This is a genomic window from Treponema sp. B152 (assembly GCF_024181665.1).
GTDB lineage: Bacteria > Spirochaetota > Spirochaetia > Treponematales > Treponemataceae > Treponema_B > Treponema_B denticola.
In genome coordinates, this window is sequence record NZ_CP058668.1 from 1,064,708 (window position 1) to 1,079,148 (window position 14,441).

The 14,441-nt window shown below is 39.0% G+C and carries 11 protein-coding genes; all 11 read left to right on the forward strand.

Features of this window, described 5'->3' with window-relative positions; translation table 11 throughout:
• The first annotated feature begins 34 nt into the window (after window positions 1-34).
• The 11 genes from HYB91_RS04920 (at window position 35) to ssb (ending at window position 14,415) form a co-directional block, all read left to right on the forward strand.
• A complete protein-coding gene (locus tag HYB91_RS04920; protein WP_002678451.1) occupies window positions 35-2,317 on the forward strand; it encodes a tetratricopeptide repeat protein in 2,283 nt (760 codons plus the stop codon).
• Complete coding sequence (gene aroA, locus HYB91_RS04925) at window positions 2,314-3,663, forward strand: 3-phosphoshikimate 1-carboxyvinyltransferase (RefSeq protein ID WP_002678449.1); 1,350 nt, start codon at window positions 2,314-2,316, stop codon at window positions 3,661-3,663. Before HYB91_RS04920 ends, aroA begins: the two co-directional genes overlap by 4 nt.
• A gap of 98 nt (window positions 3,664-3,761) precedes the next feature.
• Window positions 3,762-6,725: a ligand-binding sensor domain-containing diguanylate cyclase gene (locus tag HYB91_RS04930; RefSeq protein WP_002678448.1), complete on the forward strand. Its 2,964-nt coding sequence runs from the start codon at window positions 3,762-3,764 to the stop codon at window positions 6,723-6,725.
• Between the two features lie 60 nt (window positions 6,726-6,785).
• Entirely contained in the window at window positions 6,786-7,322 is a 537-nt protein-coding gene (locus HYB91_RS04935) for an adenine phosphoribosyltransferase (RefSeq protein WP_002678446.1), read from the forward strand.
• Between the two features lie 140 nt (window positions 7,323-7,462).
• On the forward strand, window positions 7,463-9,232 hold the full coding sequence (locus HYB91_RS04940) for a V-type ATP synthase subunit A (RefSeq protein WP_002678444.1): 1,770 nt from the start codon (window positions 7,463-7,465) through the stop codon (window positions 9,230-9,232).
• Between the two features lies 1 nt (window position 9,233).
• Window positions 9,234-10,529: a V-type ATP synthase subunit B gene (locus HYB91_RS04945; RefSeq protein WP_002669361.1), complete on the forward strand. Its 1,296-nt coding sequence runs from the start codon at window positions 9,234-9,236 to the stop codon at window positions 10,527-10,529.
• A gap of 10 nt (window positions 10,530-10,539) precedes the next feature.
• Window positions 10,540-11,154 (forward strand): V-type ATP synthase subunit D, encoded by a 615-nt coding sequence (locus tag HYB91_RS04950; RefSeq protein WP_002678442.1) that lies wholly within the window; start codon window positions 10,540-10,542, stop codon window positions 11,152-11,154.
• Window positions 11,151-13,013, forward strand: a complete 1,863-nt coding sequence (locus HYB91_RS04955; protein WP_002678441.1) for a V-type ATP synthase subunit I — start codon at window positions 11,151-11,153, stop codon at window positions 13,011-13,013. Before HYB91_RS04950 ends, HYB91_RS04955 begins: the two co-directional genes overlap by 4 nt.
• A 15-nt stretch (window positions 13,014-13,028) precedes the next feature.
• Window positions 13,029-13,451, forward strand: coding sequence for an ATP synthase subunit K (locus HYB91_RS04960; RefSeq protein ID WP_002669353.1), 423 nt, complete (start codon window positions 13,029-13,031; stop codon window positions 13,449-13,451).
• A 164-nt stretch (window positions 13,452-13,615) separates the two neighbouring features.
• Window positions 13,616-13,897, forward strand: coding sequence for a 30S ribosomal protein S6 (rpsF, locus tag HYB91_RS04965; RefSeq protein WP_002669351.1), 282 nt, complete (start codon window positions 13,616-13,618; stop codon window positions 13,895-13,897).
• 11 nt (window positions 13,898-13,908) lie between these two features.
• Window positions 13,909-14,415 carry a single-stranded DNA-binding protein gene (gene ssb / locus HYB91_RS04970; RefSeq protein ID WP_002669349.1) on the forward strand — a complete coding sequence of 169 codons (507 nt, stop codon included), beginning with the start codon at window positions 13,909-13,911 and terminating at the stop codon, window positions 14,413-14,415.
• The last annotated feature ends 26 nt before the right edge of the window (window positions 14,416-14,441 follow it).

Consider the following 14,441-nt stretch of genomic DNA (forward strand, 5'->3'; position numbering starts at 1 on the left):
AAAACGCGTTTTTTTTGTAATCTTTTAAAATATTATGGAAAGACTTAAATTATATTTTTCTTATTTTAAGAACAAGATTCTAAAAAAGTATGAGAGTAAAAAAGCTCAGTCGGTAATAGACACGGAAGAAATAAAAGAAGAAATATGGGAAGCCGATTTTTCTAAAAAGGAAAAAGCTCGTTTTATTGAAGAAACGGGAGACGGGTATCAATCCTTATTTGAAGAAAACCTTGACGGTAAGCATTCCTATTCTTTGGAGCTAAAGCGTAAACATCTTTACGCTTGGGCCCTAAATCCCTTATTTAGATATAAGGACTTTGTGCTTGATGCCGAAATTGAACTTCCTGTTTTTACCGATAACTTCTTTCCTGAAGAAAATACAAGTGCGGGCTATTGTGCTGCAGGATTTGTCTTTAGACACATAAGCGACAAAGCCTTTTATTCGCTTCTTATTTCCGACAAGGGATGGATAAGACTTGAGGCTGTTGTTAATTCTACTCCCATGCCCATCCTGGGCTGGACAAAGCCCTTAACCGATATCGATAGTTCAAAATTTAAAATAAAATTAATCTGTGCGGGAACAAGTATAACGGTTCTTGTAAACAATACTTGGTTAGGTAAATTCGAGTCCGATATTGTTCAGGCTGCCGGAAAAATCGGCTTTGCAGGGCAGAACTGGGAAACCTATCCTAAGGTAAAATTTTACTTAAACGAGTTTAAAATTATCTCTCAGCCCCTTCTTGTAGAAAATACCGATTCTGCCGCCAATAATCCTGATGCAATTTCTCCTGAAGCCTATATTAACCTTGCTTCAACCTATTATGCTATGGGGCAATATGTTGCCGCCATCTACCAAATAAAACAGGCATGGAAACTCCGTGAACCCGGCATTCAGGATCATATTTTAGCCGGAAGAATATATTTTGCCCAGCATTTAAATGAAGAAGCTGAAAAAGAATTTTTACATGCCCTCGATATTGAACACGATAATTATGAAATAATGGCCGAGCTTGCCGGCCTATACTATCAATACGGCAATATGAAAAAATTGGGAGATATTCTCAAAGATATTCCGAATGACGAAATTGAAAAGTCGGTCTTGCTTTGCTCTTTAAAGGGGCATTTTTTAAATTCCCAAGGGAAGCATGAAAAATCGGCCGCCTTTTATGCAAAGGCCTTTGAGCTAAAACCGGATCAGGGCTTATTAAAGTACAATGAAGCAAACGAGCTAAATCTTGCCGGAAAAACAGCTGAGGCTGTAGAAGCCTATACTGAGGCGGGGAAACTTTTTTTGGCTTCCGAAGAATATAACGAAATGGCCAATGTAATAAACGCCCTTGAGCGTATTGCTCCTGAAGATGAACGTACATGGGCTTTAAGCGGTAAATTCTATTATGCTGTAGACAATAAATGGGAAGCTAAGCTTAATTTTAAAAAACTATGTGATGCAAAGACGAGTGATTCTACAATATGGTATTTGTACGGCCTTCTTATTCATGATGAAAAACCTGAGGAAGCCGTCAAATTCTTTAAAAAGGCTTGTAAGCTTGGGCCTGAACACGGGCTTTATCATTTTCGCTTGGCGGAGGCCCTGTATTTAATAGGGGAAGACTGCTCTGTTCCTCTTTCGGAAGCTGAAGCCCTTGAACCTAATAACGGCTGGATTTTTAATTTAAAAGCTCTTTGTGCAATCGATGAAGATGCCTTTTTTGATGCGCAAATAGAAATTGAAAAGGCCCGAAAGATGCTCCCCGACGAGATAGTTATTTTGGAAAACTATGTTGAGATTATGCGTCTTCAAGGCCGTTTAAAAGAATGTGCACCTCTTTTTGACATCGAGGCGGGAACCGCCGATTTGGCTGCAGAAAGAAATAGGGCAGAGGCATTCCATATTTATGCAAATGCCTTGTTCTTTGATGAGCAATATGATGAAGCCGATATTTGGTATCAAAAGGCCTTAAAGCTTAAACCCGTAGATCCCGTTCTTCTAACCGATAAGGCGGAAAACTCCATAAAGATAGGCTATCTAAATGATGCTGACGGCCTTTTGGTTAAGGCTATGGATATAGAACCTACGGAAAGAATATACAGGCTTATTTCCCTTCTTGCAGTAAAAAAAGGAGACCATGCCCGTGCAGAAGTCAGCTTAAGACAAGCCATCGAAGAATTCGGCGAAAGCGAAGAGCTTTTATTCGATCTTACAAACCTTTATATTCAGACAAATCGTAAAGAAAAGGCCAAGGAAACTATAAAGCTCTTAACAAACTGTGAAGATCAAGAACGCCTAAAGGAACTTAAAGCTCTTTTAAAAAAATGATTTTAAAGATTAAAAAATCAAAACCCGTATCTCCCATGCCCATTGAAGTACCTCCTTCAAAGAGTCATTCAATGAGGGCTCTTGTTTTGGCTACATTTGCTGAAGGTCCTTCCCAAATAAAAAATCTTCTGATGAGCGGAGACACTAAAACGGCTGTATCGGTATTTGAATCCTTAGGCGTAAAATTTAAAATAGAACAAAAAAACATATCCTCTGCCGATATAATTGTTTTTCCGCCGAAAGAAGGCTTAAAAAAAAGAATCGAAAAACAAAAGCAGATAAAAATAGATGCAGGAAATTCCGGCACTCTTTTTTACTTTTTAGGTTCCATTCTTTCTTTAATGTCTTCCGATTTTATTTTAACCGGAGATTCATCTATTTTAAAGCGTCCCGCGAAGCCTTTAATCGAAATTTATGAGGAGCTTGGTTTAAAATACGAATTTCTTGACGGTTTTGAAAGAGCTCCTATACGGGTTTTTGGAAAAGATTCTTCAATTAAAAACCTTAAAGAAAAAAAACTCTGTCTTGAGGGAGATTTTTCACAGGTTATAAGCGGCCTCCTGCTTGGAGCCGGCTTACTCGATTTTCCTTTACAAATAAATTTAAAAAGAGCAGGGGAGCTTCCCTACTTAAAAATGACTCTTCATTGGCTTAAAACTTGCGGTATTAAATTTGATGTTTCGGACGATTTTAAAACTTTTAAAATTATAGAAAGTCAAAAAATTTTAGGTTTTTCGGCAGGCATTCCGGCCGACTGGTCTAGTGCTGCCTTTCCCATTGCCTTAGCTCTGATTACGGCTTCAACTATCAGCATAAAGAATATAGATATAAATGATGTTCAAGGAGATGCGAGGATAGTAAAGGTCTTAAAAGGGATGAATGCGGATATCCGCTTTGAAGAGAAATCGCAAACCCTTAAAATTTTTCCTTCAAGTTTAAAGGGCGGAACCTTTGACTGTTCCGATATTCCTGATGCAGTTCCGGCTCTTTCGGCGATAGCCTGTTTTGCAAAAGGCGAAACCATTTTAAAAAATATAGAAATCTGCCGTTATAAAGAGTGTGACAGACTTTCCGTAATTTCCTCGGAACTAAAAAAACTTGGAGCCGATATTACGGAGGGAAGGGATGTTTTACATATAATAGGAAACGCAGGTAAAAACCTAAGCCCCGCCTCGGTTGATTCTTATAAAGATCACCGCATAGCTATGATGCTTACCGTTATAGGCTTTGGTATTTATGATAAAAATGGGGCTGTATTTACCCTAAAAAACGCCGAGTGTTTTGATATAAGTTACCCATCCTTTTTGGAAGATCTAAAAAGGATGGGATTTAACATTAGTCAATAAATATGTAATGGTTCCATTAATAAGCAGTTGACTTTTTCTATTTAATGTTTTAGACTTTTTAGGTGGTGTATTGGTGTTTGATATAAGGGATTTCGGATGTGTATAAGAAACTAATTCTTTTATTTTTTATTTTGATTACTTTTAATTTATTTTCTGATGAGGATGTTCTTGTTTTTTACTCTCAGCCTTCATCCATTGCATCCAAATTTGTTACCGGTATTTTGCAGGATTCATACGGCCGGATTTGGTTCGGTACTAAAGAAGGTTTGGCATATTATGACGGTATTAAATATAAAAATTACGAATATATTCCTTTTTCAAAAGATTCCATTCAGTCTTCGCAAATTCAATGTCTTTATAATGACCCTATAAAAGCAGAAAACGGAAGCGATGTGTTTTGGATAGGCACTTTTTACGGAGTTGAAAGGTTTAATGTCGATACGGAAACTTTTACCCATTTTGATATGACGAGTTCGGTTGTTCTCTGCTTTTTAAGGGATTCTCACGGCCGCTTATGGATCGGAACCGTGGACGGCTTATATATACTAAATGAAGATGACGGTTCCGTTGTTAAATTTTCTCAAGCTTCCGAATCTTATATAGGAAACAACGGAATATCCCATATTTATGAAGACTCTGAAGGGCGGATATACGCATGTACAAATGGGGGCTTATGGGAGTATGATGAGTCCAATAAAAAATTTCGACGATCAAGACTTTTTGAAAAAAATAGTATGGTTACGGAATCAATTGTTAATAATATTTTTGAAGAAGACGGAATATATTGGGTATCCGTTTGGGATACCGGACTATTTCGAATTGATCCTAAAAACGGGAAAAGAGACCTGTTTTCATTTTCAAACAACAAAATAACATGCCTATCAAACGAATTTTCTGATGATGTACTATTGATAGGAACTTGGGGCGGCGGCTTAATAAGTTTTGATAAAAATACATATTCTTATACCGAGTATACTTCAAAACAGCGTTCATATAATCTTTCAAACGATTTTATTTTTTCGATATACGTAGATACTTACGGCTCATTATGGGTCGGCACAAACGGAGGCGGAGTAAACATATATGATACTAAACGTATGTGGTCAAAACTAATATTGCCCCATGAAAATAAAATCGACGGCAGAGAAAATTCGGTTTCCGGTTTGACTAAGGATAAAAACGGAAACTTATGGATAAGTCTTTTAAATAACGGTATAACTTATTATGACTTAAGCACAGGAAAAAAGAAATACTATCGTTATTCCGAATCTAAAATTATTTCCAACTCCGTATTTAAATTTTACATAGATAAAAATGAGGATATATGGGTTGGTACGGATCTTGGGTTATGTAAGTACGATAAAAAAAAGGATGCCTTTGTTGGAGTTAATCTATACAATGATAATATAATTGAAGACGGTGAAAGACTTATATACAGTATTATAAGCGATGATAACGGGTTTTTATGGATAGGTACTTATGATGGAGGCCTTATTAAATTTTCACCTTCATCCGGAATTCTTAACAGATATAAAAATGATCCTAAAAATCCCAATAGTATATGCAGCAACCTTGTTTTTAGTCTGCTGATAGATTCTTCTAAAAGGCTTTGGGCAGGAACCAATAAGGGCCTTGCCGAGTATAAGCCTTCAACCGATGAATTCGCAATATACCGATATGATGTAAATAACAGAAAAGGTATTTCTTCAGACCGAATAACCTCATTATTTCAAGATGTTTCCGGTAAATTGTGGATTGGAACAAGTGACGGAGGAATTAACATATTCGATACCGAAAAAAAAGAAGCTTTGAATTATACTGCAAATGAGGGACTCCCCGCAAACTTTATTATCGGTATGACACATATGGATAATCACTCCATATGTGTTACTGCAATAAAAGGTATGACAATATTTAATAAAGATACTGAAATTATATACAGTTATACTTTATATAATCATGAAAGACGATTTACAACAGTTCCTATTATGATTGGAGATCAATGTTTTGTGGGAACACAAGAAGGTGTTTTAGGCATTGATATTAATTATCTTTTATCGTTTAAAAAACAAGAGGTTCCCGTAAAAATAAGAACTATAGGTATAAATGGAAATCAGACTCCGGTATTTAAAATAGATCTTGAAAAAACTTATAAATATAAGTATTCCGAAAACAATATAAGCTTTGAGTTTTCATCGATGGATTTATCTCCTCTTTCAAGACCTTCTTACGTTTTTATGCTCGAAGGTTTTGATAAAAATTGGATTAATGCCAATATGAAAAATTATGTACAATATACTAATCTTAAACCGGGAAAATATACATTTAAAGTAAAGGATATTTCAAATCCATATCCTGAACCAACATCTTTTACTTTTATTATAGAAAAACCTTTTTGGCTTTCGATGCCGATGATAGCCGTCTATATTTTAATTTTTGCAGGCTTAACTTTTTTAGCTTGCAGGATTAACAGGCTTTTTCAATATAAGATTGCCAATAAAAAACTTCAACAAGAACAAAAAGACCTTATATCTGCAAATGAACAGCTTACGGTTTTATCTACGGTTGACGAATTAACAGGTGTAGGGAACAGAAGACAGTTGGACACAGTGGGTAAGGATCTTTGGCGTAGGGGATTGGATAATAAACAACCGATATCATTAATAATGATAGATATAGATTTATTTAAACAATACAATGACCTGTATGGACATCAGGCCGGAGATAATGTTCTTAGAACAGTTGCTCAAACCTTACAAAAAAAACTTAGAGCAAAATATGATTTTGTAGGAAGATACGGAGGAGAAGAATTCTTGGTTCTGCTTTATAATAGCTCTGCCTCCGAAACAATGAAGATAGCCGAAAAACTCCGTATTGAAATTAAAAATTTAAATATTGAACATTCGGCTGAAAAGGATAAGATCTTAACTATCAGTTTAGGTGCTTATACTTCCGTTCCTAATAATGAGCTTTCATATGAAACTATGCTTTCTTTTGCAGATTCTGCTCTTTATAAAGCTAAGGAAAGCGGAAGAGATATCTGCAAAATGTATACGGAGTAAGACTTATAAAATAATATCTTCCTATTGACCATTGCAAAAATAAGGTGTAGACTGTTCATCATGAAAGATAAAATAATTGACGCTGCGATTAGACGCGTTCCGGACTTCCCTAAAAAGGGAATCCTTTTTTATGATATTACCGGTATTTTAGTCAATCCGGAAGTTTTTAGCTATTGCCTTGATAAGATGACGGAAATGTACAAGGATAAAAAGGTAGATGCTGTTGCCGCCATTGAGGCTAGAGGCTTTATATTTGCTGCTCCCTTTGCCTATAAAATGGGAATACCTCTTATTTTAATTAGAAAGAAAGGAAAACTCCCCGGAGAAACTTACTCTGCCTCGTATGACCTTGAGTACGGACAAGCATCTGTTGAGGTTCACAAAACCGATGTAGTAAAAGGTCAAAAAGTCCTTCTTTTAGACGACCTGATTGCTACAGGAGGAACTTTAAATGCAGCTAGAAGTATTTTAGAAGAGGGCGGGGCAAAAGTTGTAGGTTTTTGTGGAGTTGTAGGTTTACCCTTTTTAAATTATAGCAAGGTTCTCGGGGATTTGCCTGTAAAGACTCTCATAGAATATGACAGCGAAAAAATTTAGTTCTATTTTTAAGATTTTTGATTTTTTTATTGCATATTTTTTATTTATATGATAAAATCTAAAAGTTACTTTGTAAATTTTTACAAAGTAACTTTTAAACTTAGGATTTATGCTTTATTATACGTATTTGGAGTTATGATATGACTAAAACAAAAGGAAAAGTAGTCGGTATTAACGGTAACATGATAAGCGTTTCTTTTGAAGGCTTGGTTACCCTTAACGAGGTAGGCTATGTTGAGGTTGGTTCAAAAAAACTAAAAAGCGAGGTAATCCGTATCAGGGGGGAAGTAGCTCAGCTTCAAGTATTTGAAATTACAAAGGGAATAAAGGTCGGTGATATCGTAGAGTTTACCGGAGATCTTCTTTCGGTAGAGTTAGGCCCCGGTCTTTTAGGCCAAGTTTATGACGGGCTGCAAAATCCCTTACCTGAGCTCGCTGAACAAGCCGGTTATTTTTTGGAAAGAGGTATCTATTTAAATGCTCTTTCCCGCACGGCAAAATGGCACTTTACTCCCTCTGCTAAAGAAGGAGACACATTAAAGCGAGCAGACTTGCTGGGAACCGTACCTGAAGGCAGTTTTACCCACCGTATCATGATTCCTTTTAACATGTATGGAACTTATAAATTAAAATCTATAAAATCTGAAGGCGATTATACAGTAGACGATACAATAGCCGAGGTTACGGACGAAAGAGGAAACGTAATGCCTCTTACCATGAGTTTTAAGTGGCCTGTAAAACGTGCAATCGACTGTTATGCAGAACGCTTAAAGCCGACGGAAACCTTGGTTACAAAGATGAGAACAATGGATACATTTTTCCCTGTTGCTAAGGGCGGAACCTATTGTATTCCCGGTCCCTTCGGTGCAGGAAAAACCGTTTTGCAGCATGCGACCAGCCGAAATGCCGATGTCGACATCGTTATTATTGCAGCCTGCGGTGAGCGAGCCGGTGAAGTTGTAGAAACTCTTACCGAATTCCCTGAGCTTAAAGACCCCAAAACGGGCCGAACCCTCATGGAGAGAACGATAATTATCTGTAATACGTCTTCAATGCCGGTTGCTGCCCGTGAGGCCTCGGTTTATACAGGCGTAACCCTCGCGGAATACTATCGCCAAATGGGCTTGGATGTTCTTCTTCTTGCAGACTCTACCAGCCGATGGGCTCAGGCTCTTCGAGAAATGTCGGGCCGCTTGGAAGAAATACCCGGCGAAGAAGCCTTCCCTGCCTATCTCGAATCCTACATCGCCGCCTTCTACGAAAGGGCAGGTATTGTCCGTCTAAGCGACGGTTCAAAGGGTTCCGTTACAATCGGAGGAACAGTATCTCCTGCTGGCGGTAACTTTGAAGAGCCCGTAACTCAAGCCACGCTAAAGGTAGTAGGAGCCTTCCATGGTCTTTCACGAGAAAGATCCGATGCCCGAAAGTATCCGGCAATTCACCCCCTCGATTCTTGGTCAAAATATCCCAGCGTTCTTCCTTTAGAACAAGTCAAATACGGAAGAAGCTTTTTACGCCGAGGAACCGAGGTTGAACAGATGATGAAGGTTGTAGGTGAAGAAGGAACAAGTATAGAAGACTTTATCATTTACTTAAAAGGCGACTTACTCGATGCCGTTTACTTACAGCAAAACTCCTTTGATAAGGTAGACGATGCAGTTTCGGTTGAGCGCCAACAGCACATATATAATATTTTGATTGAAATTTTAGGTACTTCATTTAAATTTGTTTCAAAAGATGAAGCCCGCTCTTATTTCAGCAAACTTAAACTTATGTTCATCGACTATAACTACTCGCCTTGGGGCTCGGATGCATTTAAATCCCATGAAGACGGAATTAAAAAGCACATCGCCGAAAAAGCGGATAGCTTAGACGAAAGAGCTAAAAAATTATTGAAGCAGGCGGTGTAAGATGAAAAAGGTATATAGTAAAATAGAATCGATTAACGGTTCGGTTATTACGGTTAAGGCCGACGGCGTATCATACGGAGAATTGGCTGAAGTTCAAACCCGTTTCGGAGCCTCCCTTGCAGAAGTCAATAAGCTTGAAGGAGACTTGGTTTCATTGCAGGTTTTTGCAGGAGGCCGAGGTGTTTCAACCGGAGATGAGGTACGCTTTTTAGGCAAGGAAATGCAGGTAAGCTATTCCGAAGACTTGCTCGGCCGTATTTTTAACGGTTCAGGCGATCCGCGGGATTCAGGCCCTGCTTTAAAGGATAACATGATTCCCATAGGCGGACCTTCGGTAAACCCCTCAAAGCGTATTCTTGCAAACAGAATGATTAGAACCGGTATTCCGATGATCGACGTATTTAACACTCTCGTCGTTTCTCAAAAGCTGCCCATATTTTCAAGTTCCGGTGAGCCTTATAACGAGCTTTTAGCCCGAATAGCCATGCAGGCCGAGGTTGATGTAATTATCTTGGGCGGAATGGGCTTAAAATATGACGATTATCTTTATTTTAAGGACACCCTTGAAGAAGCCGGTGCTTTGAGCCGCACTGCCATGTTCGTTCATACGGCAGCTGACCCTACGGTTGAGTGCCTTATGATTCCGGATATGTGTCTTGCAGTTGCAGAAAAATTTGCCATTGCGGGCAAGAACGTATTGGTTCTTTTAACCGATATGACAAACTTTGCAGATGCAATGAAAGAAATAGCCATTATTCAGGAACAGGTTCCTTCAAACCGAGGTTATCCCGGAGACCTTTACAGTCAGCTTGCAGCCCGCTATGAAAAGGCTGTAGACTTTGCCGATGCAGGTTCTGTTACGGTCTTGGCCGTTACAACAATGCCGGGCGATGACGTAACGCATCCGGTTCCCGATAACACCGGTTATATTACCGAGGGTCAGTTCTATCTTAAAAACGGACGAATCGAGCCCTTCGGAAGTCTTTCACGATTAAAGCAAAACGTAAACGGTAAAACAAGGGATGACCACCGAGCCTTGATGGACAATATGATTAAGCTCTACGCCTCATATAAAGATACATTGGAAAAGAAGTCCATGGGCTTTATGATGAGCGAATGGGACGAAAAGCTCCTAAAATACGGTGCAAAATTCGAATCGGGAATGATGGACTTGTCCGTAAACATTCCGCTTGAAGATGCCCTAAATCTAGGCTGGAAAATTCTTGCCGAATGTTTTACCCGTGAAGAAACAGGTATTAAATCCGAGTTGGTAAATAAGTACTGGCCGGCAAACTAAAGGGTAGGCTATGGCGATAAAACTGACAAAAAATGAGCTGAAGAATCAAAAAGAATCTTTAAAAATGTATAGAAGATACTTGCCGACTCTTCAACTCAAAAAACAGCAGCTTCAAACCGAAATCCGCACCATCGAAGCCAGGGCTAAAGAAGTAAGGCTTCACAGAGATGCTCTTAATCGCGAATTCGAAGACTGGGTAGCGGTATTCGGTGAGCAAAATGTTTTTCAACCATCGATGGTTAAGATAAAAGAGCTTTTAACTTCAACCGGAAATATTGCCGGAGTGAGTATCCCTGTTTTTTCCGGTGCGGAATTTGAACGCTCTAAATATGATCTTTATAAGACTCCTCTTTGGGTTGATACGGCTGCCGAAAAATTGCAGGAAGTTTTGAGCTTAGACCTTGAGGCAAAGGTGCTTGACGAACAAGTCCGCCTATTGAATTCCGAGCTTAGAACGACTACTCAGCGCGTAAACCTCTTTGAAAAGGTTAAGATACCCGAAACTAGGGCAAACATAAAAAAAATTACGGTTTATTTGGGAGATCAGCAGGTTGCAGCTGTTGTTCGCGGTAAGATTTCAAAAAAGAACCTTGAAAAGGTTCATCATAAGGATGAAGCTCTATGATTGTACCAATGAAAAAAGTAACTCTTTTAGTCTTAAAAAAAGAACAGCGTCATGCCTTAAAAGATTTAAGAAAATTAGGGCTTTTACATATTGAAGACCGTCCTGCAAACGGTACTTTAATAAACGAGCTAAGATCCGAAAAAAACGATATAACTCTTGCTATGAGCCTTTTAACGGAATATCTTCCCAAAAAAGAAAAAAAAGGAGTAACACCTCCCTCTCTTTTAAGCGAAGAAGATACCCTCACCTTTGTAGATTCCGTCTTGTCCTTAACAGCTTCTTATAAGAGCAATATGGAAGAATCTGCAAGGCTTTCAGGCGAAATAGCCTCTTATGCCGAGTGGGGAGAAATAAATACTGCCGATTTTAATTTCTTGGAAGAAAAAGGTATCTATCTTTTTCCTGCAACTACCTCATTAAAAACTTATTCTTCCCTTTCCGAAGATATTAAGACTATTTTAGTGGGGAAGGGAAAAACGGGGGTAAGGTTTTTAATCTGGAGCAAAACAAATGCTCTTCCGATTGATTTACCTCAGGATATTATCCCCTTAAGACTTCCTGAAACTTCCGTAAAGGCCTTAAAAGGAAAACTTAAGAGTTTAATGGCTAAGATTTCTTCTTACAAACAGGAAATGACAAAGATGTCTGCCTACTTAAACTCTCTCCGTGCCTTGGATGAAATTGTTACTAGGAAACTCCAATTTGAGATTGTGCATGATGGTATGCAGACAATAGATTTCGGAAATCAAAATGATGAAGAGAGAGTTCAATTAGTTTGGCTTACAGGTTATATTCCATGCGAAGATGAAGCAAAACTTTCTTCCCTCGCAAAGGAAAAGTCTTGGGCCTATATTTCTCAAGATCCCGAAGAAGAGGATCCTGTACCTACAAAGATAAAGCGTAATAAGATTGTAAACCTGATTTCTCCCTTAATCGACTTTTTGGGTACGGTTCCCGGTTATACTGAGCCGGATATCTCTCTTTGGTTCCTGCTCTTTTTCGGAATTTTCTTTGCAATGATTTTTGGAGATGCCGGTTACGGTGCCGTTTTGTTCGTAATTTCAATTATTTTGATATTAAAAACAAAGGCAAAAAAACAAAAAGTGCCTACGGCTTTTTATATGTTCGGCTATTTAGGTTTGATGACAATTATCTGGGGTACCCTGGTCTGTAACTGGTTTGGTATGTCTGCCGAAATTGTACCGCCTTTTCTTAAAAACTTGGCTGTTCCTGCTATTGCAAACTTTACCCCTGAGGATGTACGCAATCAAAACCAGATTTTGCTTTGCTTTACTTTAGGCTTAACCCAGCTGATGATAGCCCATGTGGTAAGCTTATTTAGGAACATTAAGTCCCCTAAATTCCTTGCCGATGTAGGTTCTCTTTCGATGCTCGGCGGAATGTACTTTGTAGTTTTAAACCTTGTTGTAGATTCCCAAAAGTATGCAATAAATAATGCCGTACTTCTTGCGATCGGTGCGGGTTTTGCTTTAAACTTTATCTTTGTAAACTATTCTAAAGGAATAGGGCAGGCTATTGTTGAAAGCTTAAAAAACATTATCAATATGCTTTTGGGCGTAGTAAACGTATTTGCAGATATTATGAGCTACATAAGACTTTGGGCTGTAGGCCTTGCCGGAGGCGCTATAAGTGCAACCGTAAACGAGATGGCAGGCCCTGCCTTAGGAGGCTTTATAATCTTTGCAGGTGTCTTACTTTTATTGTTCGGACACGGTCTTAACTATATTATGAACGTGCTTTCCGTTATAGTCCACGGTGTTCGTTTGAATACCTTGGAATTCTCTAATCATGTAGGCTTGACTTGGTCGGGCTTTAAATATGAACCCTTTAACGAATAAATTTGGAGGAAGGATATGACTTTTGGTTTTTTTGGTGCTGCTGCTGCGTTGGGTATTTCAGCTATCGGTTCTGCAATCGGTCTTGCGATTGCAGGTCAGTCAACAATCGGTGCATGGAAGCGCTGTTATTTAAATAACAAGCCTGCTCCCTTCAGTTTGGTCGCCTTTGCAGGCGCCCCTCTTACGCAGACTCTTTACGGTTTCTTGCTTATGAACAGGATGCTTACATCCTCCCAGAGCGATTGGTTCTTATTGGGCTTAGGCCTTGTTTGCGGTGTTTCTATCGCAGCTTCAGCTATTGCTCAGGGTAAGGCTTCTGCTTCAGGTTCCGATGCTATGGCTGAAACAGGAAAGGGCTTTGTACAGTACATTACTATCGTAGGTCTTTGCGAAACCGTTGCTCTTTTCGTAATGGTCTTTGGGATGATGAAATGCTAAAGCATACAGTATGCGGCATGATGAAGTGCTAAAGTCTACAGTATGCGGCATGATGAAATGCTAGGCTTTGCCGGGTATTGACTAAGATAGTATTTTTTGATATTCTATGAAAACTCCGGCTCGCAGAAAATGCGGGCCTCAGAAATGTGTCCATAGGAGGGAACATGAGAAACTATGAACTTATGACGGTTTTTCCGGTTGAAGAGGATCTCTATAAACCGGGAATAGATGCTCTACATTCAATTCTGGCGGATTTCGGTGTTCAGATCAAGTCTGAAGAGCCTTTCGGCGATCGGGATTTAGCTTATGAAATCAAAAAGAAGACAAAGGGACGTTATGTGCTTTTCAACATTGAAGCAGATCCTGCAAAAATGATTGAATTGGACAAGCGTTTTAAGCTGATCACTCAGATGTTGACCTATCTTTTTGTTCGTTTAGAGGACTAAAAGGAGACTTTATGGCAGATATAAATCATGTAGTATTGGTAGGCCGCTTAACTAGAGATGCTGAGCTTAAATATACGTCTTCCGGTATTGCGGTTTGTAATTTTGCTATAGCGGTCAACAGAAGACGGAAAACAGGCGATGACTGGAGCGAAGAAGCAAGTTTTTTTGACGTGGTTCTTTGGGGCCGGCAGGGTGAAGCCTTAAACCAGTACCTTGTAAAAGGTAAACAGGTTGCTATTGACGGAGAGCTTAGGCAAAACCGTTGGGAGCAAGACGGACAAACCCGCAGCAAGGTTGAGATTGTTGCTAACAATATTCAGCTTGTCGGAGGCTCGGCAGGTCAGGGCGGACAATCACAGGCCGCACCTCAGCGCCAAGGGTCATATCAGGGCGGTGGAAATAATTCGTATAATGATGGAAATCAGGCACCTTCTGCTTATCAAAGAAGACAGGAGCCTTCTTATGATGATTACCAGCCGGATATGGGAAATTCAGATTTGGATAATATTCCATTTTAAGGAGATTTAAATGTCGGACGAAACAA